Source organism: Streptomyces sp. NPDC023527 (assembly GCF_055560115.1).
In genome coordinates this window covers 220,379-246,305 of record NZ_JBVHJJ010000008.1, presented here as the reverse complement: position 1 = coordinate 246,305, position 25,927 = coordinate 220,379, and the positions used below count along the sequence as shown (strand labels likewise).

24 protein-coding genes, 1 pseudogene and 1 riboswitch are annotated in these 25,927 nt (G+C 73.1%); of the genes and pseudogenes, 14 read left to right on the top strand and 11 right to left on the bottom strand.

Features of this window, described 5'->3' with window-relative positions; translation table 11 throughout:
* Positions 1-7 precede the first annotated feature (7 nt).
* Genes ACZ303_RS18240 through ACZ303_RS18230 form a run of 3 tightly spaced genes read left to right on the top strand, consistent with a single transcriptional unit; the run spans position 8 to position 2,438 of the window.
* Positions 8-907, top strand: a complete 900-nt coding sequence (locus ACZ303_RS18240) for an NAD-dependent epimerase/dehydratase family protein (protein WP_467340063.1) — start codon at positions 8-10, stop codon at positions 905-907.
* Positions 904-1,596: a spherulation-specific family 4 protein gene (locus tag ACZ303_RS18235; protein ID WP_467340062.1), complete on the top strand. Its 693-nt coding sequence runs from the start codon at positions 904-906 to the stop codon at positions 1,594-1,596. The genes ACZ303_RS18240 and ACZ303_RS18235 overlap by 4 nt, the downstream gene beginning before the upstream one ends.
* Positions 1,593-2,438, top strand: a complete 846-nt coding sequence (locus ACZ303_RS18230; protein WP_467340060.1) for an endo alpha-1,4 polygalactosaminidase — start codon at positions 1,593-1,595, stop codon at positions 2,436-2,438. Before ACZ303_RS18235 ends, ACZ303_RS18230 begins: the two co-directional genes overlap by 4 nt.
* A gap of 69 nt (positions 2,439-2,507) precedes the next feature.
* On the opposite strand, the gene ACZ303_RS18225 is transcribed toward ACZ303_RS18230, so the two are convergent.
* Positions 2,508-2,924, bottom strand: coding sequence for a YchJ family protein (locus ACZ303_RS18225; RefSeq protein ID WP_467340058.1), 417 nt, complete (start codon positions 2,922-2,924; stop codon positions 2,508-2,510).
* A 113-nt stretch (positions 2,925-3,037) separates the two neighbouring features.
* Between ACZ303_RS18225 and ACZ303_RS18220 the strand changes: the two genes are divergently transcribed.
* Positions 3,038-6,052 (top strand): AfsR/SARP family transcriptional regulator, encoded by a 3,015-nt coding sequence (locus ACZ303_RS18220; RefSeq protein WP_467340056.1) that lies wholly within the window; start codon positions 3,038-3,040, stop codon positions 6,050-6,052.
* Positions 6,053-6,063: 11 nt separating this feature from the next.
* Here ACZ303_RS18220 and ACZ303_RS18215 read toward each other — a convergent pair whose 3' ends face one another.
* On the bottom strand, positions 6,064-7,119 hold the full coding sequence (locus ACZ303_RS18215) for a YncE family protein (RefSeq protein WP_467340054.1): 1,056 nt from the start codon (positions 7,117-7,119) through the stop codon (positions 6,064-6,066).
* 207 nt (positions 7,120-7,326) lie between these two features.
* Between ACZ303_RS18215 and ACZ303_RS18210 the strand changes: the two genes are divergently transcribed.
* Complete coding sequence (locus ACZ303_RS18210; protein ID WP_467340052.1) at positions 7,327-8,073, top strand: polysaccharide deacetylase family protein; 747 nt, start codon at positions 7,327-7,329, stop codon at positions 8,071-8,073.
* Here the strand turns inward: ACZ303_RS18210 and ACZ303_RS18205 are convergent.
* The gene (locus ACZ303_RS18205; protein WP_467340050.1) at positions 8,048-8,575 is read right to left on the bottom strand and encodes a universal stress protein; all 528 of its coding nucleotides are present in this window, start codon (positions 8,573-8,575) and stop codon (positions 8,048-8,050) included. The genes ACZ303_RS18210 and ACZ303_RS18205 overlap by 26 nt on opposite strands.
* Positions 8,576-8,732: 157 nt before the next feature.
* Here ACZ303_RS18205 and ACZ303_RS18200 point away from each other — a divergent pair, with 157 nt between their 5' ends.
* On the top strand, positions 8,733-9,977 hold the full coding sequence (locus ACZ303_RS18200) for a sensor histidine kinase (RefSeq protein ID WP_467340048.1): 1,245 nt from the start codon (positions 8,733-8,735) through the stop codon (positions 9,975-9,977).
* Positions 9,978-10,411: 434 nt separating this feature from the next.
* On the top strand, positions 10,412-11,059 hold the full coding sequence (locus ACZ303_RS18195; RefSeq protein WP_467340046.1) for a response regulator transcription factor: 648 nt from the start codon (positions 10,412-10,414) through the stop codon (positions 11,057-11,059).
* Between the two features lie 16 nt (positions 11,060-11,075).
* Here ACZ303_RS18195 and ACZ303_RS18190 read toward each other — a convergent pair whose 3' ends face one another.
* Positions 11,076-12,530, bottom strand: a complete 1,455-nt coding sequence (locus ACZ303_RS18190) for an FAD/NAD(P)-binding protein (RefSeq protein WP_467340044.1) — start codon at positions 12,528-12,530, stop codon at positions 11,076-11,078.
* 136 nt (positions 12,531-12,666) lie between these two features.
* Between ACZ303_RS18190 and ACZ303_RS18185 the strand changes: the two genes are divergently transcribed.
* Positions 12,667-14,223 (top strand): MFS transporter, encoded by a 1,557-nt coding sequence (locus ACZ303_RS18185; RefSeq protein WP_467340042.1) that lies wholly within the window; start codon positions 12,667-12,669, stop codon positions 14,221-14,223.
* A 24-nt stretch (positions 14,224-14,247) separates the two neighbouring features.
* Here ACZ303_RS18185 and ACZ303_RS18180 read toward each other — a convergent pair whose 3' ends face one another.
* The 3 genes from ACZ303_RS18180 to ACZ303_RS18170 form a co-directional block, all read right to left on the bottom strand.
* On the bottom strand, positions 14,248-15,300 hold the full coding sequence (locus ACZ303_RS18180) for a type III polyketide synthase (protein ID WP_467340040.1): 1,053 nt from the start codon (positions 15,298-15,300) through the stop codon (positions 14,248-14,250).
* A gap of 69 nt (positions 15,301-15,369) precedes the next feature.
* On the bottom strand, positions 15,370-16,191 hold the full coding sequence (locus ACZ303_RS18175; RefSeq protein WP_467340038.1) for an MmyB family transcriptional regulator: 822 nt from the start codon (positions 16,189-16,191) through the stop codon (positions 15,370-15,372).
* Between the two features lie 317 nt (positions 16,192-16,508).
* The gene (locus ACZ303_RS18170; RefSeq protein ID WP_467340036.1) at positions 16,509-17,591 is read right to left on the bottom strand and encodes a carboxylate-amine ligase; all 1,083 of its coding nucleotides are present in this window, start codon (positions 17,589-17,591) and stop codon (positions 16,509-16,511) included.
* 396 nt (positions 17,592-17,987) lie between these two features.
* Positions 17,988-18,149: riboswitch (cyclic di-AMP (ydaO/yuaA leader) on the top strand.
* Between the two features lie 4 nt (positions 18,150-18,153).
* On the opposite strand from ACZ303_RS18170, the gene ACZ303_RS18165 reads away from it, so the two are divergent.
* Complete coding sequence (locus ACZ303_RS18165; protein ID WP_467340034.1) at positions 18,154-18,627, top strand: C40 family peptidase; 474 nt, start codon at positions 18,154-18,156, stop codon at positions 18,625-18,627.
* A 128-nt stretch (positions 18,628-18,755) separates the two neighbouring features.
* Here the strand turns inward: ACZ303_RS18165 and ACZ303_RS18160 are convergent, their stop codons facing one another.
* Positions 18,756-19,829, bottom strand: a complete 1,074-nt coding sequence (locus tag ACZ303_RS18160; protein ID WP_467340032.1) for a S1 family peptidase — start codon at positions 19,827-19,829, stop codon at positions 18,756-18,758.
* A 502-nt stretch (positions 19,830-20,331) separates the two neighbouring features.
* On the opposite strand from ACZ303_RS18160, the gene ACZ303_RS18155 reads away from it, so the two are divergent.
* A complete protein-coding gene (locus ACZ303_RS18155) occupies positions 20,332-20,880 on the top strand; it encodes a hypothetical protein (RefSeq protein ID WP_467340030.1) in 549 nt (182 codons plus the stop codon).
* A gap of 84 nt (positions 20,881-20,964) precedes the next feature.
* Here ACZ303_RS18155 and ACZ303_RS18150 read toward each other — a convergent pair whose 3' ends face one another.
* Both ACZ303_RS18150 and ACZ303_RS18145 read right to left on the bottom strand, forming a co-directional pair.
* Positions 20,965-21,132 carry a hypothetical protein gene (locus tag ACZ303_RS18150; protein WP_467340028.1) on the bottom strand — a complete coding sequence of 56 codons (168 nt, stop codon included), beginning with the start codon at positions 21,130-21,132 and terminating at the stop codon, positions 20,965-20,967.
* Between the two features lie 142 nt (positions 21,133-21,274).
* Positions 21,275-21,463, bottom strand: coding sequence for a DUF6355 family natural product biosynthesis protein (locus tag ACZ303_RS18145; RefSeq protein WP_467340196.1), 189 nt, complete (start codon positions 21,461-21,463; stop codon positions 21,275-21,277).
* A 408-nt stretch (positions 21,464-21,871) separates the two neighbouring features.
* On the opposite strand from ACZ303_RS18145, the pseudogene ACZ303_RS18140 reads away from it, so the two are divergent.
* From ACZ303_RS18140 to ACZ303_RS18125, 4 genes and pseudogenes are all read left to right on the top strand, one after another.
* Positions 21,872-23,165, top strand: a pseudogene (locus ACZ303_RS18140) (MbnB/TglH/ChrH family RiPP precursor modification enzyme).
* A gap of 3 nt (positions 23,166-23,168) precedes the next feature.
* On the top strand, positions 23,169-24,110 hold the full coding sequence (locus ACZ303_RS18135; RefSeq protein WP_467340026.1) for a TIGR04222 domain-containing membrane protein: 942 nt from the start codon (positions 23,169-23,171) through the stop codon (positions 24,108-24,110).
* 47 nt (positions 24,111-24,157) lie between these two features.
* Entirely contained in the window at positions 24,158-24,847 is a 690-nt protein-coding gene (locus tag ACZ303_RS18130; protein ID WP_467340024.1) for a BBE domain-containing protein, read from the top strand.
* A 187-nt stretch (positions 24,848-25,034) separates the two neighbouring features.
* Positions 25,035-25,610: a hypothetical protein gene (locus ACZ303_RS18125; RefSeq protein WP_467340022.1), complete on the top strand. Its 576-nt coding sequence runs from the start codon at positions 25,035-25,037 to the stop codon at positions 25,608-25,610.
* 118 nt (positions 25,611-25,728) lie between these two features.
* On the opposite strand, the gene ACZ303_RS18120 is transcribed toward ACZ303_RS18125, so the two are convergent.
* Positions 25,729-25,917: a hypothetical protein gene (locus ACZ303_RS18120; RefSeq protein ID WP_467340020.1), complete on the bottom strand. Its 189-nt coding sequence runs from the start codon at positions 25,915-25,917 to the stop codon at positions 25,729-25,731.
* Positions 25,918-25,927 lie beyond the last annotated feature (10 nt).

Genomic DNA, 25,927 nt, shown 5'->3' with positions numbered 1-25,927 from the left:
GGTCCGCATGCGCATTCTCGTCCTGGGCACGACCGGCTTCCTGGGCCGGCACGCCGTCGAGAGCCTGCGCGCCCTGCCGGGCGCGCGGGTGCTCGACGGCGGCCGGGCGCCCGGCGCCGCGCTCCCCGTCGACCTGGCCACCGCGGACACCGGCCGACTGGCCGCCGCACTGCGCGAGGCCGCACCGCACGCCGTCGTCAACTGCGCCGGCGCGGTCGGTGGCAGCGCGGTGGCCCTCGCCGGCGCCAACACTCGCGGCCCCGCCGTCCTGTGCGAGGCCCTCCGCGAGGCCGCCCCCGGCGCCCGCCTGGTCCACCTCGGCTCCGCCGCGGAGTACGGCGCCACCGACCACCCCCTCACCGAGACCGACCCCACCCGGCCCATGGGCCTCTACGGCGCCACCAAACTCGCCGGCACCCTCGCGGTGACCGGTTCCGGCCTCGACGCCGTCGTCCTGCGGGTGTTCAACCCCGTCGGCCCCGGCGCGTCACCGGCCTCCCTGCCCGGCCGACTGGCCGCCGAACTGCGCCGGGCCGGCACCGACGGCCGGATCCGCGTCGGCGACCTCACCGCGCAACGCGACTTCGTCGACGCCCGCGACGTCGCCGACGCCATCGCACGCGCCGTCACCACGCCCTGCCCGCTGCCACCCGTCCTCAACATCGCCGGCGGCACGGCCCGCCCGGCCCGGCACATCGCCGACGGACTGATCCGGGCGGCCGGCTTCCGCGGCCGGCTCGACGAGGACGGCGGCGACTCCCCGCGGTCGGCCGCCGTGCCCTGGCAGCAGGCCGACATCTCCCTCGCCGCCCGCACCCTGGACTGGATCCCGCGCCGGGACCTCGCCGAGTCCCTCACCGACCTGTGGGCCGAGACCCTCGCCCGCCCCGAGGAGCCCGCGCGATGACCCGCACGGCCGCGGCCGCCGGAGCCCGCCTCCTCGTACCGCTGTACGTCCACCCGGCGGCCGACCCCGGCGCGTGGACAGCGCTGGAGGCGGCCGCGCCCGTCCTGCGCGGGGTGGTGCTCAACGTCGCGGACGGCCCCGGCCGAGCGCCCGACCCCGCCTTCGGCGAGGCCGCGGCGCGGCTGCGCTCCGCGGGCGTGCCGCTGCTCGGCTACGTCGACACCGGCTACGGCCGCCGCCCGGCCCGCGAGATCGTCGGCGACATCCGCAGGCACCGCAGGTGGTACGAGGTCGACGGCGTCTTCCTCGACCAGGTGCCCGCCCACGCCGGACCGCTGCCCCACTACCGGCGGCTGGCCGGGCTCGCCCGGGCGCTGGGCGCGCGGACGACCGTCCTCAACCCCGGCACCCACCCCGACCCCGGCTACGCCCGCGTCGCCGATCTCCTGGTCACCTTCGAGGGCACCTGGGAGGAGTACCGGCGCGCCGGCGTCCCCGCCTGGACGGCCGACCACCCGCCGGGACGCTTCTGCCACCTCGTCTACGGAGTGCCGTCCGAGCACGCCGGCCAGGTGGCCCGTACCGCCGACGGGCGGGGTGCCGGAGTGCACTGCGCGGTGCCCGGGGTGGGGGAGAATCCTTGGCGGAGCGCCCCGTGGACGGCCGGGGTGCGGGGGGAGACACGGTGAGGGCGCGGCGCGCGGCCGCGGGGCTGGCGGCGACGCTGCTGCTGGTGCTCGCGGGATGTTCCTCGACGGATGCCGGGGAGACGGAGCCGGAAGCGGGCCCCGAGCCGGAGGGCACACGGTCGGAGGGCCCGCGGTCGGGCGACCGCTGGCAGCCGCGTCCCGGAACGCGCTGGCAGTGGCAGCTCGACGGCCGGGTCGACACCTCCGTGGACGTCCCCGTCTACGACATCGACGGCTTCGAGAACTCCGCCGAGACCGTCGCGCGCCTCCACGCCCGCGGCCGGAAGGTCATCTGCTACATCAACGCCGGTGCCTGGGAGGACTTCCGCCCCGACCACGACGCGTTCCCCAAAGCGCTGCTCGGCGAGCGGAACAAGGGCTGGGACGGCGAGAAGTGGCTGGACATCCGCCGCCTCGACGCCCTCCGACCGCTCATGGCGGCCCGTTTCGACATGTGCCGGAAGAAGGGCTTCGACGCCGTCGAACCGGACCTCACCGAAGGCTTCCGCAACCGCACCGGCTTCCCCCTGACCGCCGCCCACCAGCTCGCCTTCAACCGGATGCTCGTCCGGCTCGCCCACGACCGGGGCCTGTCCATCGGCCTGAAGAACGACCTCGAACAGATCCCGCAGCTGGTGTCCGACTTCGACTTCGCCGTGAACGAGCAGTGCGCGCAGTACGGCGAATGCGAGCGGCTGACGCCCTTCGTACGGGCGAAGAAGGCCGTCTTCCACGTCGAGTACGAACTGAAGCCGGGGGACTTCTGCGCCACCGCCGGGAAGCTGGGCCTCAGTTCGATGCGGAAACGCCTCGAACTGGACGCGTGGCGACAGCCCTGCTGACCCGGACAGCACCCGCGCCGGCACAACACCGCTGAACCTCGCGAGCCCGGCCGGGGCCCGACGCCCCCCTCAGTCCAGCGCGTCCAGATACACCCAGTGCCCGTCGACGCGCACGAAGCGGCTGTTCTCGTGCTGGGAGTCCGCCTGCCCGCGCACGGTGTAGTGCGCGCGGAATTCGACCGTGCCCTCGGAGTGGAACGGCGTGCCGTCCCGCGTACCGAGGATCTCCAGCCGGGTCCACCGCTGCCGCGGGTCGAAGTCGATGCCGTCCGGCCGGGTCGAGGGGTGCCACGTGCGCAGCAGGTAATCGGCGTCGTGGACGGCGAAGGCGCTGTACCGGGAGCGCATCAGCCGCTCGGCCGTGGACGCCGTCCTCGTTCCCTCGTGGAGGCTGCCGCAGCAGTCGCCGTAGGCGGCGTCGAGCCCGCAGGGGCAGGGAGAGGTGGCGGTGACGGCGGGCCGCCGGTTCGCTTTGTTTCTGGACACCCCCCGATTGTGCCTCGTCCGTGCCCGCGTACCGGACGGCCCTGGTCCGGGGGACGAAGGCTCGCCTATGATGCCGGTCCACTCATCAGTCGATATGCGGGGAGATTTCACCGTTGGGCGTTCTGAACAGTGGGATCCGGATCCAGTTGCTCGGTCCCGTCCGGTGCGCCGTGGAGGAGGGGACCGCGCTCTCTCCCGGCGCCCCCGGCCCCCAAGCGGTGCTGGCGGCACTGGCGCTGCGCGCCGGCAGCCTGGTGACCACCGGTCAGCTCGTCGACGGCCTCTACGCCGACGAGCCGCCACCCTCCGCCCGGCGGGTCGTCGTCAACTACGTCCACCGACTGCGCTCCCGGCTGACCCCCGACCGCACCCCCGGCGCGGGCGGCGCCCCGGCCACCGCGCCGCTGGTCATCGAATCGGCCGTCGGCGGCTACATCCTGCGGCTCCCCCCGGACTCCGTCGACGCCCTGCGCTTCGGCCGCCTCGCCGCCCAGGCGCGCGTCGCCGCCGCCGACGCCCCCGCGGTCGCCGTGACCGTGCTGGAGGAGGCGCTCGGCATGTGGCGCGGCCCCGCGCTGGCCGGGCTCTCCGGCCCGTTCGCCGAAGCCCAGCGCCACACCCTCACCGAACAGCACGCCTCCGCCGTCGAGCACTACCTGGAACTGCTCCTGGAGTGCGGCCGGCACGCCGATGCCATTCCCGGGATCCTGCGCGCCCTCGACATGCACCCCTACCGGGAGCGGCTGCACTGCGCGCTGATGCACGCCCTGTTCCGGTCCGGGCGGACCGCCGACGCCCTCGCCGCCTACGACCGGGCCCGCAGAGTGCTCAAGGAGGAGCTGGGCATCGACACCGGGCCCGCGCTCAAGGCCGCCCACGCCGCGATACTGGCCGGCGACCGGGTCACGGCGCCCCCGACACCTGCGTCCTTACCCGCGGACATGGTGCCGGCCCCGGCCCACTCCGTGAGCGTCCCCGCGCAACTGCCCGCACCGCCCGCCGACTTCACCGGCCGTCACGACCAGGCGGCCGCCCTCGCCGCCGCGCTCACCGCCGAGGGCACCCACGCCGTCGCCGTCGTCACCGGCATGGGCGGCGTCGGCAAGACCTCCCTCGCCCTGCGCACGGCCCACGATGTCGCCGACTCCTTCCCCGACGGCCAGCTCTACGCCGAACTGCGCGGCGCCGACGGCGACCCCGCCGATCCGGCCGACATCCTCAGCGGATTCCTCGCCGCCCTCGGTGTGCCGCCCGCCCGGATACCGGCCCGGCTCGCCGACCGCGCGGCCCTCTTCCGCTCCGCGCTCTCCGGCCGCGCCGTGCTCGTCGTACTCGACAACGCGGTCGGCGTCGCCCAGCTCCAGTCGCTGCTGCCGGGCGAGCCGCGGTGCGCGGTGCTGATCACCGCCCGCGCCCTGACCGCCATGCCCGCCACCTTCACCCTGCCCCTCGACGGGCTCGGCCACCGCGACGCCGTCGAGCTGATCGGCCGCATAGCCGGTCCCCGGCGCCTGGCGGACGAGCGGGAGGCCGTCTCGGCGCTGGCGGCCGCCTGCGGGCACCTGCCGCTCGCGCTGCGCGTCACCGCGGCCCGCCTCGCCGCCCGCCCGGCCTGGACCGTCGCCGCGCTGCTGGCCCGGATGTCGGACGAGGCCCGGCTGCTGGGCGAGCTGCGCGCCGGTGACCTGGCCGTCGAGGCCGCCTTCGAGCTGTCGTTCTCCCAGCTCGGCCCCGAACACGCCCGAGCGTTCATGCTCCTGTCGATCCCGCACCGCGCCGAATGGGACGTACCGGCCGCCTCCGCCGTCCTGGACCTCGCCGAGCAGGACACCGAGGACATCCTGGAGGCACTGGTCGACGCCGCCCTCCTGGAGACCTGGGCGGCGGGCCGCTACCGCTTCCACGACCTGGTCGGGGTCTACGCGCGCGCCAAGGGCCGCACGGAGCTGACCGAGCGGCAGCGCCGCGAGGCGGTCCTGCTGGCCGTCGACTTCATGTGCGCGAGCGTCATCTCCACGGTGGAGGCGACCCAGCCGCTCGGCAAACCGCTCACCCGCCAGGCCCACCCCCGGCGCACGGCCGGCGCCGGTGTCGGCACCGGCCCCGACGCCGTGATCTGGGTGCGCGACGCCCTGCCCGCGCTCACCGCCCTCGTCGAGCAGGCGGCCGCCACGGGCGATCCGGACGCCGTGGCCCTCGGCGTGGACATCCTCGCCCTCATGCCCTGCTTCGAGGAGTCGCTTCCGCTGGCCTCGCTCGTACGGGCGGCCACCGACCTGGTGCCCGCCGCCCACGCCGGCTGCGACGAGGACACCATCGGCACCGCCCACTACGCGGCCGGCGTCATCCACCGCAAGCACTCCTCCTCCGAGGAGTCCCGGGCCCACCTGCTGAAAGTGCTGGAGCTCTTCGGCGACGCGCCCTCCCTCACCGACGGCACCCGGCGCTTCCTCGCCGTGCTGTTCGCCCTGTCGATGCTGGCCGAACTCTCCCTCGAATGCGGGGACCACGTCTCGGCCCGCGACTTCGCCGAGCGGTCCGTCGCCCTCGCCGAGGCGACCGGCGACCGGCGGCTGACCGCCCGGCGCCGCACGGTCCTCCTCCAGGTCGAGGTGCGCGACCCCGGCCGCCGTACGGAACTGGCCCGGATCGGCGCCGAATGCCGGGCCCTGGCGGAGGTCTTCACCGGCGAGGAGGACCGCGAGTGGCTGATCACGGCGATGATGACCGAGGCGCTCAGCCACTCCTACGACGGCCGGCACGCCGCCGCCGTCCAGCTGTACACCCGCGTGCTCGAACGCGCCCGTACCAGCGGCCACACCCGTATCGAGACCGAGTGCCTCTACCGGCTCTCCGAGACGCTGACGGCCGCCGGGGACACCGCGGCCGCCCTCGACCACGCACGGCGCGCCCTCGACGGCGCCCGGCTCACCGAGGAGAACCTCCTCATGGCCCGCAGCCACGAAGCGCTCGGCCGGGCACTGAGCGCCGGCGGCGGGCACGAGGAGGCCGCGGACCATCTGGGCCGGGCGGCCGCCCGGTACCGGGAACTCGGCCTCCATGCCGACGCGCAGGTCATGGACACGCTCGCCCGCCGGGCGGGGGAGACCACGGTCCGGAGCGACTGAGCCGTCAGCCGTCAGCCGTCAGCCGTCAGCCGGCCGCCGGCCGCCGGGATGTACGCCAGCCCGTGCGCGCCCGGCTCGCCCGCCCGGTCCACCTCCAGGGTGGTCACCACGCGCATCTCCCGCAGGTCCACCACGGTCACGGTGCTGGACACGACGTTGGAGACATAGCCCGTCGCACCGTCCGACGAGGAGGTGATGGTCAGCGGGAACCGGCCGACCGGCACCCGCCCCACCACCTCGAAGGTGTCCGGGGAGAACACCGTCAGGACCCCGTCGGCGTGCGTGCCCAGCGCGCCGTCGGCCGTCTCCGCCATCCGCAGCTCACCCGCGAGCACCGCACCCGTGACGGTGGTGTGCACGGGGAAGACCACACCGCCGGTCGGCAGGACCCGCACCACCTCGCCCGTCGCGGCCTCGATCACCCGAACGCCCACCGGCGCGGTGGCCGGATCCCCGAAGTCACCCTTCGGCGTGGCGACATAGACATAGCGGCCGTCCGGCGAGACGTCCAGCCCCTCGCTGCCCGGCACCGGGATCCGCCCGGCGAACTCATCGCGCTCCAGGTCGACGACGGACACGAACGGCGCCTCCTTGTTGGTGGACCACCCGCGGCGCCCGTCCGGGGCGATCGCGAACCAGTGCGGACCGTCGGCCATCACCGGAATCCTGCCGATCCGCTCGTGCGTCCGGGCGTCGAGGACGACCACGCCGCCCGGCCCGGTCGCCGTCGCCTCGACGCTGATGTACAGCCGGCCCCGCTCCCGGTCCAGGGCCAGTCCGTGCGGCGCGTGGTCCGGGCCGAGGTCGAGGGTGCCGACGACCTTGCGGGCGTCCACGTCGATGACGCTGATCAGCCTGGCGCGGCCCTGATGGGCGTGGTAGTAACCGGAGACGTACGTGGTGGCGCAGTACAGCAGCCGCCGGTCCGGGTCGAAGCACAACTCGTGCGGCTCGGCGGGCACATCGAGGACGTCCAGCCGCTCATGGGTGACGGCGTCGAAGAAGGTGACGGTCGGTCCGGACTGGCTCACTACGGCCAGCAGGTCATGGTCTCGTTCGGTGTTCACAGCCCGCATCCTGTGCGCCCGCCGCGTCCCACTCCAGTGCGAAATGCTCAAGGAACCCTTGCACCGTACGCAAAGAACCTGATGGCGACGGCCGCACCGCCGGTGCGGGTGTGTGCCACATCACCCCGACCGGCCCGACAGGTCGCGCGCTCCGGGCCGGGCGCGACGATGATCGGACCGGACGGTGACCACAGGAGGAGTTCGCGCATGTCCGGATCCCGGAAGAGAACCCTGACCCCACTGGCCGCGGCCCTGGCCGCCCTGCTCCTCGCCCTCGCCCCGGCGACGGCCGCGACGGCGGGACCGGGACAGCCGGCGAAACCGCGCAAGCCGGCCGAGTACGACCGCCAGCGCTGCGGCAACACCTCCAGCAGGGTGCTGCTCACCCTCGACGACTGGCCCGAAGGCGACCCCGAGCGGACCGTCCGGGTGGGCGCGGACCTCAAGAAGCGCGGTGTCCGCGCCGCGTTCTTCCTCATCAACCAGTACGCCTCCCAGTACCCGCGCATCGTCGACACCCTGCGCGCCCAGGGCCACTGGGTCGGCAACCACACCTACTCCCACCCCCACCTGCGAAGCCTCTCGGAGGAGGACGCCCGTACGGAGATCCGGCGCGGCCTCTCCAGCACCCTGCTGCGTCCGCCCTACGGCGACTTCGGCGACCGGGAGATCCGCATCGCCGCCGAACTCGGCCAGCGCATCTGCACCTGGACCGTCGACACCCTCGACTGGGAACGCACCGGCGGGAGTTACCGCAGCCCCGAGGCGATCCGCGCGAGCGTCCGGAACGCGCCGGCGGCGGACAAGCGCGGCGGCGTCGTCCTCGGCCACCTCTTCAGCCGCTTCCCCGACGCCCTGCCCGGCATCATCGACGACCTCAAGGGCCAGGGCTACGGCCTGTGCCGCAACACCGGCCCCACCAAGCGGGTCATCCCGTTCCCTCTGGGCTGCTGAGGCGCGCGGCCGGCCCGCCCAAGTCGTCGTGCCCGGCGGCGCTCTCCGGCGGGACGACCAGGACCGGGCCGGGCGCGTGCCGCACGCAGTAACGGCTCACCGAACCCGACAGGAAGCGGTGCAGCGCACCGTGCGAGCCACCGCCCACCACCAGCAGATCGCCGTCCCCGTCGGCGGCCTCCACCAGCAGCGGCCCCGCCTGCCCCCGAGCGACGACGGGAGCGCAGGCCACGTCGCGGGGGAGGCCGCCCAGCGCCCGCTCACAGGCGCACACCAGCGTGTCGTGCGCCCGACCGTCCAGCTCCCGGGCCTCCTCCGGGTCCGGCGGCCACAGCGTGTCGACGTAGTCGCCCCGGGGAGAGGAGTAGACGAGGACCGGGCGCAGCTCGGCGCGGTGCCGGCGGGCTTCGCCGGCGGCCCGCCGCAGCGCGACCAGGCTCCCGGCCGAACCGTCGACCCCGACCACGACACGCCGTACGGCGCGGTTCATTCCCCGGTTCATTTCCTGCTCCTTTCCCGCTCTTCGATCCCGTGCCCCTTCATGCTGGACGCGTGGGCCGCCACGGGAAATCCCTCGACCGGCCCACGGAGTGGGGGAATTCCTTTTCCACCGATCGGCCCACACCGGGCACCGCCGGGCCCCGGGTAATGTCGAAACGATGACCACACGGTGGCGTGAGCAGCAGATCGGCGAGATGGTCGCGCAATCCTCGCGCTATGTCGCCTGGAGCCGTCTTCCCTTCTTCATCCCGCTCTTCATGGCGGGGCAGCAGACGACGGTCGAATACGTCCACCGTTTCTGGTTCAACCTTCTGCTCGGCGTGTATCTCCTCTGGTCGCTCACCAGGCTGCTGTGGGTCCACCGACGGCCGGTGACCGGGGTCCGCGGCGCGGTGGCCACGCTGATCGTCGACCTCCTGATCATCAGCGCCCTCGCGCAGACCGCCGGCGGCCAGGACTCCCCGGCCCGCTACGCCTACTTCATCTGGCCCCTGGCCACCGTCCTGTGGCAGATGCCGAAGGTCACCGCCGCGCTCGGCCTGGTCTGCATGGTGGCCTACGCGGGGATGTCGCTGCCGCACCTGCTGGACGACCGCACCCGGGACACCTGGGCGATCGTCGTGGACGAGGTCTACGTCCTGTGGATCACGGGCGTGTGCACCCTGATCGCGCTCCTGCTCGGCCGGCGCACACGCGCGGTCTCCGACCTCCTCGACACCCGCGAGCTGCTGCTCGACGACGCCCTCGCCGCGGAGACCCGCGAGCGCTCGGACCTCGCCGACGCCCTGCACGACGGCGCCGTGCAGACCCTGCTCGCCGCCCTCCACGACCTGGAGGAGGCGGAATCACCGGACGGCCCGGACGGCCCGGACGCTTCGGCCGCGCTGCGCCGCGCGGAGACGGAGGTGCGCAGGACGGTCAAGGAGATGCGGGAGATCATCTTCGATCTGCATCCGCACATCCTGGCGACGGCCGGGCTGGCCGCCGCCCTGGAGGCGGCGGGGGACCGCTTCGCCCGTCGCGGCGGCTTCGCCATCCACTACGACCTGCGGCTGCCGGGCCGCGCAGGCCACGAGGCCCTGCTCTACTCGGCGGCCCGGGAGCTGCTGAGCAACGTCGTCAAGCACGCCCGGGCCTCGCACGTATGGGTCCGGCTCGCCGACGAGGACGGCGCGACCGTCCTGACCGTCCGCGACGACGGAGTCGGCTTCGACCCCCGCGTCGTCCAACGCCGCGTCAAGGAAGGCCATATCGGGCTGGCCAGCCACTATGTGCGGGTGGAGAGCGCGGGCGGCCGGTTCACCGTGGACAGCGCGCCCGGCGGCACGACGATCGAGGTCGGACTGCCGGCCACCGCCGACTCCACCCCCGAACCCGTGCCCGGGCCTCAGCCGCCCAGGTAGGGATCCCGGGCGTCCGGGGGCCCGACCGGCACCACGAAAGGCGGCCGGCCCCGGGCCCGCGGATGTTCCGGCGATCCGCCCGCCTCCTCGGGCTCCTCCTCGGTGGGGACGACGAGCACCGGACAGCGAGCGTGCCTCGGACAGTGCCGGCCCGACGACCACGCGCCGCACCATCTCGGACATCTCCCCTCACCTCTCCTCCGGAGCCGGGCGTTTCCCCCCGACGCTGGGCACCGCCCACCACCAGGGGAATCCGCCCGCCGGGGGAGCCCCGGAGGAGGCCGAGGGCGCCGATCGGGGGAACGGCCGTTCGTACGGCGGGGTCGTTGCCGGCCCGGGCCCGTGGAGCGGCCGTCCGGGCCGAAGCGACCTATCGTGGTGCCCATGAGCAGCGCCGCCGGGCGGGCGACGCGCAGGGAGGAGACGGTTCCACGGTGTCCGATTCCGGTGCGCGGGTGACCGTGGTGGTGGCGGACGACCACCCCGTCTACCGCGAGGGCATCGCCCGCGGGCTCGGGCTCAGCGGCCGCATCGAGGTGCTCGCCGAGGTCGAGGACGGCGCCGAGGCCCTGCGGGTGATCCGCGAGCTGGAACCACAGGTCGCCCTCATCGACTACCGCCTCCCCTCCATGGACGGAATCGCCGTCATCCACGCCCTCGTACGGGACCACGCGCCCACCCGGATCCTGCTGCTGTCGGCCACGACCGACGCCGCCGTGGTCTACCGCGCCGTACAGGAAGGGGCCGCCGGCTACCTCGCCAAGGACGCCCGGCGGTCCGAGATCGTGGACGCCGTGCTGAAGGTCGCGAGCGGCGGGCAGGTGGTCTCGGAGGAGCTGACCGGCGGGCTGGTGGACGAGATCCGGATGCGCGCCGACCGCGACCCTACGATCCTTTCCGAACGCGAACGCCAGGTGCTGCGCGGGTTCGCCGAGGGCAAGAGCATTCCGCAGCTGGCCGCCGAGCTCTATCTGGGCGCCAGCACCGTGAAGACGCACACACAGCGGCTGTACGAGAAGCTCGGGGTGTCCGACCGTGCCGCCGCCGTCGCGGAAGGCATGCGGCGCGGCCTGCTGGAGTGACCCCGGGGCCGACCGCTCACTCGGGGGCGGCCAACCGGCCCGCGACCTCCCCGGCCTGACGCACCACATTGCGCAGATGATTCGCGAACGGGACGCGTACGTGCGTACCGACGCCCACCACCCGGATCCGCTCCGGCGCCGCTCCGGGCCGGCGCCGCACCCGTAGATCGGCCTCCAGATGGTCGACGGCCGCCCCCGCCCCGGGTGGGTCGGTGAGGTGCAGGGCGGTGCCGTCGCGGTCCCAGCGCAGGACCGGCGGGAGGAAACCGGTGGCGTTGACGACGTGGTCGAAGCGCTCCGGCGCGGCCCCGGGCCGCTCCACCCGCCAGGCACCCTCCTCGAAGGCCACGGCCGAGGGGTACGAGCGCGCCAGGCGCAGCGCGCCGGACTCGGCGTGCGCCAGCAGCCGCCGGGCGTTGACCACGGTCAACGCCGTGACATAGCGCCCGATCAGCGGAGCGAAACGCTCCATCAGCGCCCGGCGGCGAGCGGCGGGAAGCGTCGGCCCGAGGGCGATGAACGCCTCCATCAGCGGCACCATGACGCCCGGCCACCCCAGGAGGCCCTCCTCCACCAGCGCCGTCTCCTCCCGCAGGCGCTGGAGGGGGTCGGCCGCGCGGGAGGACTGCCGGCGCAGCGGCAGCCGGCTCAGCAGCCGCACCGACTCCACCGCGCAGCGCAGCAACCGCTCCGCCAGGAGCGGATCGGCCGGGTCGAGCCGGGCGATCCGCTCCAGCGGCGGGAAGTCGCGTACGGGCGCCGCCAGCGACACCCGCACCGCGGGCAGCAGGCCCGACGGCGAGGTCAGGGTGGTCTCATGACCGTCGCGGCACAGCAGCAGCGCCGCGTCGACGGCCGACTGGTGGCTGCCGAGCACCAGCACCCGGCCGCCCGGCCGCAGCCGGCGGCGGAGCCGGGCGGCCGGATAGGGACTGTCCAGATAGCGCGGGTGGTCCACGAACGCGGCGAAGCCGTCCGGGACACGCGGCCGGTGCACCCCGACACAGACGACGACGTCGTCGGCGCGCAGCTCCCGGCCGTCGTCCAGCCGCACCCGGTACCCATCGCCGCCGGTGCCGACCGACTCGGCCGCGGCCCGCACATGCCCCGCCTCGACGCCGAGCGCCGCCGCCCGCTCCCGGGCCCGGACGTACCGGTCGTGGCAGTACTCGGCCATCCGCGCCCGCGGCACGCAGTCCTGCCCGCCGCCCGTCCAGCCGTGCTCGCGCAGGTGGGCGACGAAGTCGTCGGGCCGGTCCGGCAGCAGGGAGTTGATCCCGGCGGCGGAGTTGCACAGCAGCAGCGGGTCGCGGTCCCCGAAGGCCAGCCCCCACCCCGGCTCATGAGGGTCCACCAGCCGGAGGGAACGGACCGGACAGGGCGTCCGCGCGCCCGGGAGGCCCCGTACCAACTGCACGAAGACACTGGTGCCGGCCACACCGGCGCCGATGACGACCACATCCCGTCCCACCGCACCCCCAGAGGCTGTAGAGCCGTGAAGCACCCTGCCCAGCGGGCCGCGCACCGGAACCCCGCCGGCCGACAGTGGCGCGAAGCCCCCGGTGCACGGGATGCGACCCACCGGGGCGCGGGTTACGTTCCCCCTCGTGGACCCCGTCCCCGCAGCAGGCCCCGCCGACCCGCACCCGGCCGGCTCCGCGCGCTGGGCGATGCTCGCCGTCCTGTGCGCCAGCCTCCTGCTGGTCGCCATGGACGCCACGATCCTCAACGTGGCCCTGCCGTCGCTCATCAAGGAGATGCGGCCGGACGCCCTGGAACAGTTGTGGATCATCGATATCTACGGTCTGGTGCTGGGCGGACTGCTCGTCACCGCCGGCGCGGTGGGCGACCGGCTGGGCCGAAGGCTGCTGTTCGTCCTCGGCTTCGCCGTGTTCGGGGCGGCGTCGGTGCTCGCCGCCACCGCCGGTCTCACCGACAGCGTCCTGCAACTGATCGCCGGCCGGGTCCTCCTCGCCATCGGCGGGGCGATGGTCATGCCGTCCACCCTGTCGCTGATCCGCACCATCTTCACCGACGCCCACGAGCGAACCCTGGCCATCGGGATCTGGGCCGCCGTGGCCGGGGCGGGCGCGGCGATCGGCCCGCTGGTGGGCGGCGTGCTGGTGAGCGCCTACTCCTGGTCGGCGGCGTTCTGGGTGAACGTCCCCGTGGTGGCCGTGACCCTCGTCGCGGCCGTCCTGCTGCTGCCGGAGTACCGCAGCCCCTCCCACCACGCCCTCGACTTCCCCTCCGCGGTGCTCTCCGTGGCCGGGGTCATCGCCACCGCCTGGGGCATCAAGCACCTCGCCGGCGGATTCCGCCCGGCCGACCTGGCGGTGCTGCTGGTCGGACTGGCCGCGCTGACCTGGTTCGTACGCCGCCAGCTGGACAGCGCGGACCCGTTGCTGGACGTCCGCCTGTTCGCCGACCGGACCTTCCTGGCCGCCGCGCTGGCCACGCTGATCGCCATGATGGCCATCGGCGCCGCCCTCTTCCTGATCTCCCTGTGGCTGCAGTACGTCCACGGCTACAGCGCCCTGGCGGCGGGGGTGCGGACGTTGCCGGTGGCCCTCGCGGCGCTCGCCTCCTCCTTGCTGACGCCGTGGCTGCTGCGCCGGACGGGCGTCAGGCCCGTACTGACGGCGGGTCTGACCGCCCTGCTCTGCGGCTTCGTCCTGCTGGCCGCCGCACCGCAGCCCCTCGGCTACCCGGTGGTCGCCGTCGCCCTGGTCACCTTCGGCCTCGGCGACGGCATGGCGATCACCGCCTCGGCCGCGGTGCTGGTGGCGGCCGTCCGCCCGGAGCGCGCCGGGCAGGCGGGCGCGGTCTCCGAGAGCGCGTACGAACTGGGCATCGGCTTCGGCGTCGCCCTGCTCGGCAGCGTCCACGGCACGCTCTACCGCTCGCGGATGACCGGCCTGCCGGACCGGGTGCGCGGCGCCGACCTGGACAGCGCGCGCGAATCGGTGGGCGGCGCCGACCAGGTGGCCCGGTCCCTCGGCCACGACAGCGAGTCGGGCCGGGCCGTCCTGCGGACGGCGAGGTCGGCGTTCGACGACGCCCTGTCCGTCGCCGCCCTGGTGTCGGTGGGCATCGTGGCGGCGGCCGTCGTCCTGGCGGTCGTGCTGGTGCCGGGCGGCTTCAGGGCAGACTCCGCCCACTGACCACGCGCACGGCGGGCGGGCCCGTCAGGCGCACCAGGTGCCCCGGCACGCGGCGGCCATGAAGCCCGGCCCGAAGGCGAGGAGCACCCCCGACGCGCCTTCGGCGGGCGGGTCGTCATGCGTACGGGCGAGGACGTCCAGCACCGCGACCCCACCCAGGTTCCCGTTCTCCCGCAGGCTGCTCCAGGAGTGCCGCAGGGTCTCGTCGTCGAGGCCGAGGCCGCGCGCGGAGTCGTCGAGGACGCGCGGCCCGCCCGGGTGGACGATCGCCCACGCCGGCTCGCCGGCCGTCTCTTCCGGGTCCAGCCAGCCGCGCAGCGCCGGCATCACACCGCCGGCGGCCTCCGTCGCCGCGCGGGTGGAGTCGAAGTGCAGCCCGTCGCCGTCCAGCCGGCCCCAGTAGCAGTCGTGGCTGTCGGGCAGCAGGTACTCCCAGGTGTCCTCGACCCGCAGACCGGGGCCCAGGGGCGCGTCGGTGACCAGGCAGGCGCCCGCGCCGTCGCCGAACAGCGCCTTGTAGATCATCGACTCGAAGGTGGTGTTCCGGTGGTTGTAGAGGGTGCTGATGGTCTCCGCGACGACCACCAGGACCCGGCTGCCCGGGTGCGCCCGGACGTGGTCGGCGGCGCGGACGAGGGCCTGCGCGCCCCCGACGCAGCCCAGCGAGGACATCGGGATCCGGCGGACGTCGGGGCGCAGACCCAGTGCGCCCATGAGGTGGATGTCCAGCCCGGGCACGGCCCATGACGTGGTGTGGCTGGTGACGACGCAGTCGATCGCGGACGGCTCCAGCCCCGCCCCGGCCAGCGCGGTGCGCGCGGCCTGCTCGGCCAGGCGGGCCGAGTCGGCGAACGCCACCCGGTTGCGCTCCTCGATCGCCGCGGTGCCGGAGACGGTGGGGGAGTGCAGCGGCCGGGTGAAGCGGCGGGTCCGCACCCCGGTCGCCCGGGCCACCCGCACCATCGACTCCAGGCGGGGGTGGCGGGAATGCTGAGCCCGTATGTCGTCACAGATGTCGTCGGTGGAGACTCTGTGGCTCGGCAGTGCGATGGCGGGGCGGGATATGTGCGGTGTCACGGAAGGGCTCCACTGAGTAGGGCAGGCGGCCTGTGCGCGGGGTGCGGGCGCCGCCTTCCTATCAGGTCATCACGCGTGGAGCATGGCCCGGCGGGTGGGGGCGGCCCGCTCGCCGGGGCGGAAGACCAGCACCATCAGGCGCGCGCGGGGCGACGCCAGGGGCTCGGCGCTGCACAGCGACACCCAGCCGGGGCCCTTCGTCGTGTGCAGCAGGGGACGTTCGTCGCCGTCGGGATGGACGTACGCGCGCCCGCCCGCCTCGTACAGCGGTCCGACCACCGGGTCGGCGAGGATGTCCGCCTCCAGTTCGGCGAGGGTCTCGTCGTGCGGCAGCGCGGCCACCGCGGCCCGCATCTGAGGGAGGATCATCGGCACCCAGTGCTCGCGCCAGCTCGTGAGCACCGTGCGGGCCTCGGGGTGGAGCGTCATCCACCGCATGGTGTTCTCCGGCACCTCGCCGCGCGGGAACATCTCCGCGAACGCGTCGTTGTGCGCGATCACGCGCCAGGACTGGTCGTTGAGATAGGCCATGTGGGACAGCCCGTCGACGACGTCCTGCCACGCCCGGGGTATCTCCGTCCCCGACCGCTGGTGCAGCGGGTACGGGGGGTCGCGGTGCACGGCGTAGAGCCACAGCGACGTCCACTCGTGCTCGGTGAAGGCCAGCAGCCGCGCGACGTCCCGCAGCAGGTCCTCCGGCGGATTGGGGTACGAGCCCGTCTCCAGCCGGTTGTAGGTGCCGTGGGTGCGGTGCAACAGCTGGTCGATCTGGCTCTGGCTCAGACCCGGCGCCCGCCGGCCCTGGCGCGAGGGGCGGGCCAGCCCGTGGTCCTCCGGGGCGATGTGCGCCCGTCGTTCACGGAGCAGAGCCTGCAACGCTTCCTTGTCCAACGGTGTTCCCCCAATATCACGACCGGCACCGCCAGAGGAAGCCGATTTCATAGGCAACTTTTTCCAGTGAAAAGTTCCCGGCAGAAATGATCGCATCCTTACTGCATGATCGAGGAACGGGTCAGCAGTCACGGGGGTGCCGCTGACCTGGCCAACGTCACCGTGGGCCGAATGGCTGCCGAAGGAGAGGGACCATTCGTTCACTGACCGACCGTCCGGGCGCCCAGTGGGTGGGGAACATCCGCAGGCAGCTGCCGAGAGCGGCGTTATGAGCCCCGGGTCCCTGGTGGGGCCCGAAGGTGATGCCTACCGCCGGCTCACGGTTCGGTGATGAGGTCGGTGAGCGCCCGCAGGCCCTCCTTGGCCAGCACCCGGCGCTGCCGGTCCGCCGGGGTGCCGCGCCGCAGAAGCCGGTGGACCAGCGCGTTCACCTGCTGGGTGTCGCCCGCCTCCTCCAACGCCTGCCCTATGTGGCCGAGGAGGGTGCACACGACGTCGTCGGCGTCGCGCCGCTTGCCCTCGGGGTCCACTAGCACCCCGTCGAGACCGTGCCGGGCCGCATGCCAGTTCGCCGCGTTCAGCAGCTCCGGGCTGCAGTGCGAGGTCAGCGGACCGGCCTTCTCCTCACGGATGGCGGTCGCCACCAGCGCCCGGACGACCCCGGCCAGCATGACGGCGTCGTCGACCCGCAGCTGTACGTCCAGACACCGGACCTCGATGGTGGGATACCGGTCGGACAGCCGGGCCTGCCAGTACAGCTGCCCCCGGTCGGTGATCGCCCCGGCGACGAACAGCGCCTCGATCCGCTCCTCGTAGTCGGCCAGGCCGGCGAAGTGCGGGGGCGGTCCGCAGACGGGCCAGCGGCTGTAGACCACGGTGCGCCAGCTGGCGAACCCGGTGTCCTGGCCGTGCCACATGGGGGAATTCGCCGCCATGGCGACCAGGACGGGCAGCCACGGCCGGACCCGGTTCAGGACGCCGACGCCCATTTCGCGGTCGGGGATGGCGATATGCACATGCATCCCGTTGACCAACTGCTCGTCGACCAGCTGCGGGGCCTTGCTGTGCATGGCCAGATAGCGCGGGCTGCGCGTCACGGGGACGGGCACCAGGCCCGCGCGCGGTGACGTCCCGCTCGCGGCGATCCGGCAACCGGTCCGCTTGGCGGCGGAGCTCACCGCGTGGCGCAGCCGCAGCAGGTGCCTGCTCGCTTCGGCCAGGTCCGCACAGACCGGGGTGGCGACTTCCACCTGGGCCTGCAACAGCTCCGCCTGTATCTCCCGCTCGCATACGACCGGCTCCAGGTCCAGCGCCGCACAGACCTGCTCTGCCATCGGTACGGGCAGGGCGGTGGCCGGGTCGAGCAGAAGATACTCCTCCTCGATCCCTAGGGTGAGCATGCCGTAGGGCTACCCCCACGCCGTTCCGGCGAACCGCGCCGACGCGCCCGCCGCCCGTTTCTGACGCAAAGACGCCGCGCACCCCTGCGCGTACCCGTCTTCCGTGAAGCCATGTGACTCGATTTCAGTCGCCATGAAGATCTCTCGAAGGACTTACGAGGATCTCCGCGCGACGGCCTGCGGAGATCTCCCAACTCCGCTGCGAATAAAGGATTCAGTCGATCCGTGCGGTGTGAATGCGCACCCCGGTTCCGGGAATGGCCGTGAAGTGAAGAAGTTCACAGAAGGGCATCTGAACGCCTGATTCCGGCACTTCGTGATGCAGGATCTTGGATCGAACACAAGATCCCGTCACCGAGGCGGGCGACCCGGGCGGACGCCGAGTCCTGCCGCCGCACGGGTGCGGAGCAGATTCGAATGGATCGGCAGGAGCGGGAGACCCAAGCACGACGGACCACGATCGCGGTGGTCCTTGGGGTGAAGCCATATCCATGGCCGGGCAACTTCGACAGCCCGAACCCGACAGGTCATCTTTCGCAGGCGGATGACGAAGGGTTTTGTCATGTCTGCGTTCCCTCGCATACCCGCGCTCGTTTCCCGGGCCGGAGCCGCGTCGGTTCTCACCGCCGCCACCGTGACCGCCTCGATGCTGCTGCCCGGCCTGTCCGGTGACGCGCAGGCGGCCACCGCGGGCCAGGCCGCCCTGAAGGTCGCGGCCTCCAAGAAGGGCTCGCCCTACCAGTACGGCGCCGCGGGCCCCAACCGGTTCGACTGCTCGGGCCTGACGCTCTACTCCTTCAAGAAGGTCGGCAAGACGCTGCCGCGCACCGCGGCCCAGCAGTACAACAAGACCCGGCACCTGTCCGCCGGCTCCCGCCAGGCCGGAGACCTCGTCTTCTTCCACTCCGGCAGCAACGTCTACCACGTGGGCATCTACGCCGGCGACAACAAGATCTGGCACTCGCCCAAGCCCGGCGCGTCCGTCCGGCTGGAGAAGATCTGGACGAGCGGCGTCTGGTACGGGCGCGTCAACTGACGCCCGGCGCCCCGGGCCCCGCACCACGAGGCCCGTACGCGCGGACACGGCCCCCGCTGCCCGGAGACGGGCGGCGGGGGCCGTGTGCTGGTGTCGGCGCGCGTCAGGGAGGCCAGGCTGTCCGCGTGTCAGGGAAGTTGGGCCTGGAGCGCCTGGAGGGCGGCCGGTACCGGCTGGAAGAACGTTTCACCGCCGGACGAGCAGTTGCCGCTGCCACCGGAGGTGAGACCGAGGGCGGCGTCGCCGTCGAAGAGCGCTCCGCCGCTGTCGCCCGGCTCGGCGCAGACCGTGGTGCCGATCATGCCCTCGACGGCACCCTCCTGGTAATTGACGGTGACGTCGAGAGCGGTGACCACGCCGTCGTGGACCTGCGTGGTGCTGCCGCTGCGCCGCACCCGTTCGCCGACGGTCGCCTCGGCCGCCCGGGCGATGTTCTGGGTGCCGCCATAGAGGTCCACCGCGCTGGGGTGCTCGACCTCGGCGGTGTAGCGCACGATCGCGTAGTCGTGACCGGGGAAGGTGGAGCTCTCGGTCGAGCCGATCTTCGCGCCGCCCTGGGAGGCGGACCAGTCCGGCGACGCGTTGCCGCAGTGCCCGGCGGTCAGGAAGTACGGCTTGCCGTCCTTGGTGACGTTGAAGCCGAGCGAGCAGCGCACCCGGCTGCCCCAGATGGCGTCGCCGCCGGCGATGAGCGGACGGAGCTTACCGGCCGTCCTCTTGAGCGTGGCCTTGTCGCCCAGGCCCGCGACGACCTTCTCCAGTCGCGTCAGCCCGGCCCCCTCGACCGTGCTGTCCGCGGTGACGACGACCTTGTCGCTCTTCGGGTCGACCGCCCAGGTGGTCCCGGGGATGGAGGCCTTCTCCTTCAGGGTGTCGCGCGCCGAGGCGAGCTCGGCCGCCGAGTGCGCGACCGTCCTGGCCTCGGCACCCGCGGCCCGTACCTTCGCGGCGGCCGCCTCGCCGAGGACGCCGACGACGAGCTTGCGCGCCGCGGCGTCGTAGTACGAGCCGGCTGTGACGTCCGCGCCGAGATCCGCGGTGAGTCGCTGCCCGAGCTCGGCCGCCTGGGTGGCGGAGAGCGGGTGCGGGGCGGGCACGGGCGCCGCGTGGGCGCTCGGCAGCGTGAGCGCCGCCGTCGCCAGGAGCGCGGCAGCCGTACCGGTCAGGACCGTAAGGCGTGCGGGAATGCGTGAGTGGATCACTCGTGACCTCCTGTGGGGGAGTGCCCGGTGACATCATGTCCGGGCGTGGAGGGCGTACGCGAGATGTGGACGTCCGTGTGATGAGGTGGGGGCACGGGCGCGAGAGGGACGCCGATGAGTCGGTCGCGTCCATGTCAATCACCGCTCAGTGTCGCGACGGGTTCGGACGGTGTTCAAGAGCGACATTCGGTCGTGGATGCGGACCGGCCGCCCGGGTTCCGTGTCCGCGGGCGCTCCGATGGTCGCCCTCGTCAACGGGCGCGTCCGGCGAGGACGCCCCGTTGAGCGGTGAGCGGACAGGAAGGGCCGCGGCTGTCCGGATACCGCTCACTTCACCTCCGAACGGCCCTTCCTCCGCCACACCTTCACAGCTGCGGGGGAGGGGTGCGCAAGACGTGCTCGTCACCGCGACGGCCGGGTGAGCCGGGTCTCCACCGCGCGGGGGAGGTGGCTCGTCCCCGCGCGTGATCCTCGGGAGCCGGGGACCCGCAAGAGTGATCACATGGCGATCAGCGAGATGAGTGCGACGACGGTGGCGACAGGGACCGAGCGGCCTGTGCCGCCTTGGGCGGTGCGTGCGGTCCGCCTCATGCCCCTGCTGGCCCTCCCTGTATGTCTGTGGCGACTGCCCATCGGGTTCGACTTCATGATGGGCATCGACGGTCCGCACATGACGTGGGGACGGTGGGCCAATGTGTCCTACGTCGCCGGACTCAGTCTGCTGTCCGAGACCTTCGCGCTGCTCTGCCTCGTCCTGGTGCGCGAGTGGGGCGAGATCGTGCCCCGCTGGGTGCCGGTGCTCCGTGGCAGGCGCGTCCCGCCCTTCGCGGTGATCGTGCCCGGCACGCTCGGCGGTCTCTTCTTCACCGGTCTGCTGGTCGACTGGTTCCTCTGTACGTTCCACCTCGCAGGCTTCTCCGACGGTGCGTACGGCAGCGTGTGGTGGCAGATGCTGGCCGTCACGGTCAGCGGCCTGTTCGTCCTGTGGGGCCCTTTGGTCCTGGCTCTGACCTACTCCTACTACCGCCGTCGCTGCCGGCCGGGCGGCTGAGGACCGGGCGCGGGGCCGCGTGCGCCGGGTCCCTGCCCGACCGGGCGACTCACCTCCCGCCGGCGGTCTCATACGGCGGGGCGATCACGACGAGGCCCGGAGCCCGGTGCCGTCCAACGGCGCGGCGGCCTGGGCCGGTTCGTGTGCGGTCGATCTGTCGGGGAGCTGTGCCACTCCTGCCGTCATGCCGATGGTGAGCAGTACGGCGGCGGCCAGGACAGGGATGTGGGTGCGCGAGCGGATGCGTCTCATCTCAGCCTCCTGGGGCGTGATGACCCGGAAGGTCTGCATGCCCGCCGCGTCCTCGGAAACCCGTCCCCTCACTCGTACGGCCTAAGAAGAATCGATGCGCCGCTCCCTTCGGGGGTGGCGCATCGATGCGTCGCGGTCGGGGTCAGCAGGTGCGGTCGGCGTAGTGCGCGCCCTGGATCCGGCCGGCCTTCCCCAGCCAGGAGCGGCCGGGACCGACGCACCTCTCGTAGTCGGGTGCGTGAGCCGCCCTCACCTTGATGACCACACGTGAGCCGTCGTGCGTGCAGTGGTTGTAGTACGCGTCGCCGGCGGTCTTGTAGAAGCCGCAGATCCGCTCGGCGGCGGGGGCCGCCGACGCCGCGGCGGACAGCCCGGCGGTGAGGGCGAGGGCGCCGAAGGCGGCGGTCAGGGAACGGCGAACGTTGATGGGAAGACTCCTTGTCGAAGAGGTCGGGCACGATCCGGCACGGTCGGGGTGCGAGGCCCGCGGTGACGGGCGTGCACAGGGAGAGGGTGGCGCCGCCGCGCCCGGCCGTCACGCGATCTCGCCCTTACGAGTGGCGGACTCCACCGGTTCGAGTGCGTGAGCGGCGCTGCCCGGCCCCTTCCCCTGCCTGTGGGACGACCTGAACCCTGATCTCTCCCCTAGATCTGCCGATCAAGGTTTTGCAAGGTGCACGGCGGGAATCACCTGCCCATCGAAGACACGGCCACGGATTGAGCACGGGGGGACGGGGCCATGCACGCTCTTGGGACAGGTATCGGCTGGCGACCGGAGATCGCCGACGACATCGCCCGCCTGCCCGGCGTCGACTGGGTGGAGGTCGTGGCGGAGAACATCTGCCCCGGCCACCTCCCCGACGCCCTCCAGCGCCTGCGGGACCGCGGTACGACCGTGATCCCGCACGGTGTCTCGCTCGGCCTCGGCGGCGCCGACCGCCCCGATCTCGGCCGGCTGGTGGCCCTCGCCGAGAAGGCCGAGGCACTCGGCGCGCCCCTGGTCAGCGAGCACATCGCCTTCGTACGGGCGGGCGGCCCGCTCACCGGTTCCCCGCGTGTCGAGGCCGGGCACCTGCTGCCGGTGCCCCGCACCCGCGACGCCCTCGACGTGCTGTGCGAGAACGTCCGTATCGCCCAGGACCTGCTGCCCGTACCGCTCGCCCTGGAGAACATCGCCGCGTTCCTGACCTGGCCCGGCGAGGAGCTCACCGAAGGGCGGTTCCTCGCCGAGCTGGTCGAGCGGACGGGGGTGCGGCTGCTCGTCGACGTGGCCAACCTCCACACGAACCACGTCAACCGGGGCGAGGACCCGGAGACCGCCCTGGCGGAGCTGCCGGTCGAGGCCATCGCCTACGTCCATGTGGCCGGCGGCTTCGAGCGCGACGGGCTCTGGCACGACAGCCATGCCCACCCCGTGGGCCCGCCCGTCCTCGACGTACTCGACCTGCTCTGCTCCCGCGTCACCCCGCCCGGCGTCCTGCTCGAACGCGACGACCACTTCCCCACGGCGGGTGAGCTGGCCGCCGAACTCGACGCGATCCGTACGGTCGTCGGGGCGCAGCGTGTCTGACGCCCTCCCCACCACCGCAGATGCTGCTCGGCAGCGGCTCGCCCTCGCCCAGCACGCCCTGCTCTCCACCCTCGTCGCCGGCTCCCCGCCGCCCGAGGGCTTCGACCGGCAACGGCTGTTGGTCCAGCGGCGGGCACTGCTCACCAAGCGCGCCGACGTCGCCGCCAAGGTGGCACCGGAGCCGGCGGACATCCTCGGTGAGGACTTCCGGCCCCTGTTCCTCGCCTACGCCCGGGATCGCCCCATGGCCGACGGCTATCACCAGGACACCCTGGACTTCGTCCGGCACCTGCTGGCCGGCGACGCCTCGACCCCTCCCGAGATCCCTCCCGAGCACCGGCGCCGGCTGGCCCGCTGGCTGGCCGACCGCACGGCGCCCGCGACACCTGCCGCGCCCGGTGTCCTCGGCCGCGTCGTGGCGGCACTCCGCGGCGTTCGCCTCACGCGTGACCGGAAAGGCTGACCCATGTTCGTCGCCATCGTCGTGGCACTCCTGTCCCTGCTCGCCTCCTCGGCGTGGTTGCTCACCGCCCGCCGCCGAGTCCACGGCCCCGGCACGCCCGTACCCCCGGGCGGTGAACCGGGCCTGCTGGAGACCGCCTATCTGCTGGGCGGCCGCGGTCGGCTCGCGGACACCGTGATCGCCGTCATGCACGAGGACGGGCGGATATCCCTGGACCCGCAGGGGCGGATCGGAGTGGTCGGCGCCATCGCCCACAACGGCATGGAGCGCGCCCTTCTGGCGCGCTGCGGCGGCGACTGGGCCGTTTCCCTGCGCAGGCTGCGGACGTCGCTGCAGTTCGACGACGCCGTGGACGCGGTCGAAGCCTCGCTGGCCGGCCAGGGCCTGCTCATGTCGCCGACGGCCAGGACCCGCTGGCGGCGCGCCGCCGACCTTCAGATCGTGGGCCTGGCGATCGCCGCCGTCACCGCGCTCGTGCTGCTGTTCCAGCCCCGCTCGTACCCCGCGCCGTTCCTCCTGCTCGCGCTGGTCGCCGCCGGAGTGGTCGGGCAGGTCAAGTGGCGCCCCCGGGCCCGGCGGGACGACCGGACGCGTCAGGGCGAGCAGTTCGCCCGCGACATCAGGAAGGACGGCCCCTGGAGCGTGCTCTCCCCGGAGCTCCACCCGGCGGGGACCGCGGGGGTGATCGCCGTGTCGGGGGTCGATGCCCTGCCCGACGGACTGCTGCGGCAGAAGCTCAGGAAAGCCGCCCGAACGCGCTCGAGCGGGGCCTCCCGCCGCGGTCGTGGCAGGCGCTCCTCGAACCATGCCACCGTCGGGGCCGGCCACTCCAGTTGTTCGAGCGGTTACAGCTGTTCCGGCACAAGCTGCTCCGGTTCGAGCTGCTCCTCCGGCAGCTCGTGCTCCAGCTCCAGTTGCAGCAGCGGTGGTTGCTCCTCCGCCTGACCCCCCGCCCTCCGCGACGGCGTCGGCTTCGCGGCATCAGCGTCCTGATGCTCAACACCCGCAAGACCGGCACCATCTCCCTGGTCGGCCACCTGGACTCCACCGGGCCCGGCGCGCTGCGGCTGATGGACGACTACGTCGCCGCGGTCGGCCGGGGAGTCGGGGCACGGCCCACTCGCGGGCACGAGAGCCAACCGTGGCTCCAGGCCGCGGCGAACGTACAGGAGACGCCCCCGGCGCCCTTCAAAATCAAATCCGGTTATCTCCGCAAGCGCTTCACCGACCGACAGATCGACGTCGTCCACGGTCGGCTGTCCGGCAAGGCGGGCGCCGAAATCGACGGATCGCTGTGGCTGGTCTCCTACGGCGGAAAGGTCAATACGACCCCGCCCGACGCGACGGCCGTCGCGCAGCGGGACTCCATCCTCAAGGCGATCTACATGACCGGCTGGGAGGCCCCGCAGGACGACCCCGCACCGCGCCTCGCGTGGGTGCGCGACTTCTACCGGTCCATGTACGCCGACAGCGGCGGCGTGCCCGTCCCGGGCGAGGCGAGCGACGGCTCCTTCATCAACTACCCGGACACCGACCTCGCCGACCCCGCGCTCAACACCTCCGGCACTCCGTGGCACACCCTCTACTACAAGGACAACTACCCCCGCCTGCAACGGATCAAGACCCGCTGGGACCCCCGCGACGAGTTCCGCCACGCCCTCTCCATCCGCCCGGCGCGATAGCGGCGACCGCCGCCGTGCTCACGGCTTCCCGACGCCCGTCCGGCGGTCGCCGTCAACTCCGGGCGGGGCGACCCACTCCAGGCCGGCCGGCGGGCTCCGCCACCCCTCAGGGCGGTGGAACCAGCCCTGACCATGTAACTTCTCTCACTCAGCCCAACGTCCGACGCTCGTGCAACAAGGAAAACTCGTGACGACACCCACCCCGCCCGTTCCCGGCAACCACCCCACCGGGCCGGCCGCCCCGGCCTACGGACAGCCGCAGGCCTACCCGCAGGCGAGCCCCTACGGGCAGTCGGCGGCTCAGCAGTCCCCCTACCCGCCCCAGGGGTACGGACAGCCGGTCGCCCCCGCGCCGACGCATGCGGCCGGACCGCATCCCCACTGCCGGTTCTGCGGCGCCTTCCCCGCCGTCAGCACGACCATCCGCAGCCACCAGGGCCTCGTCCTGCTGATGCGCTTCTCCAGCCTGGAGGGGCCGTACTGCCGCACGTGCGGCACCGCCGTCTTCCGCGACATGACCACCAAGACCCTGTGGCAGGGGTGGTGGAGCCCGTTCTCCCTGGTGCTGCTCAACCCGATAACCATCTGCGTCAACCTCGCCGCCCGAGCGAAGATCAACAAGCTGCCGGAGCCCGCCCCCGGCCAGCCCGGACCGCAGTTCAACCCGGGAAAGCCGATGACCGGCCGCCCCGCCGCCCTGGTGGCCATCATTCCCCTGGCGTGGTGGATAGCGCTGATCGCCCAGATCATCATCCACGCCTGAGCCCCGCCGTCCCCTCCGGGCAACACACCTGGCCGCCGGGCGTGGAGGCTGTGACGCGCCCGGCGGTGGGGCCGGGTGGGACGACCGGTCCGACCGGCCGCGGGAATTGGTGCGGGAATCAGCGTCGGAGCTCGGGCCGCAGCCGGACGAAGTTGACGACGGCGTGCACAACGAGCGCGACGGGCAGGGCGAGGAGGATGTCCCACGGCGCCGCGCCGACCACGGCCAGGAGGCAGCAGGCGGGAACGGCGAGCAGGGTGGGAAACGTTGAGTTCAGGGCGGTACGGGTACGGGTTCGGCGATCCATGGCCGGGCTC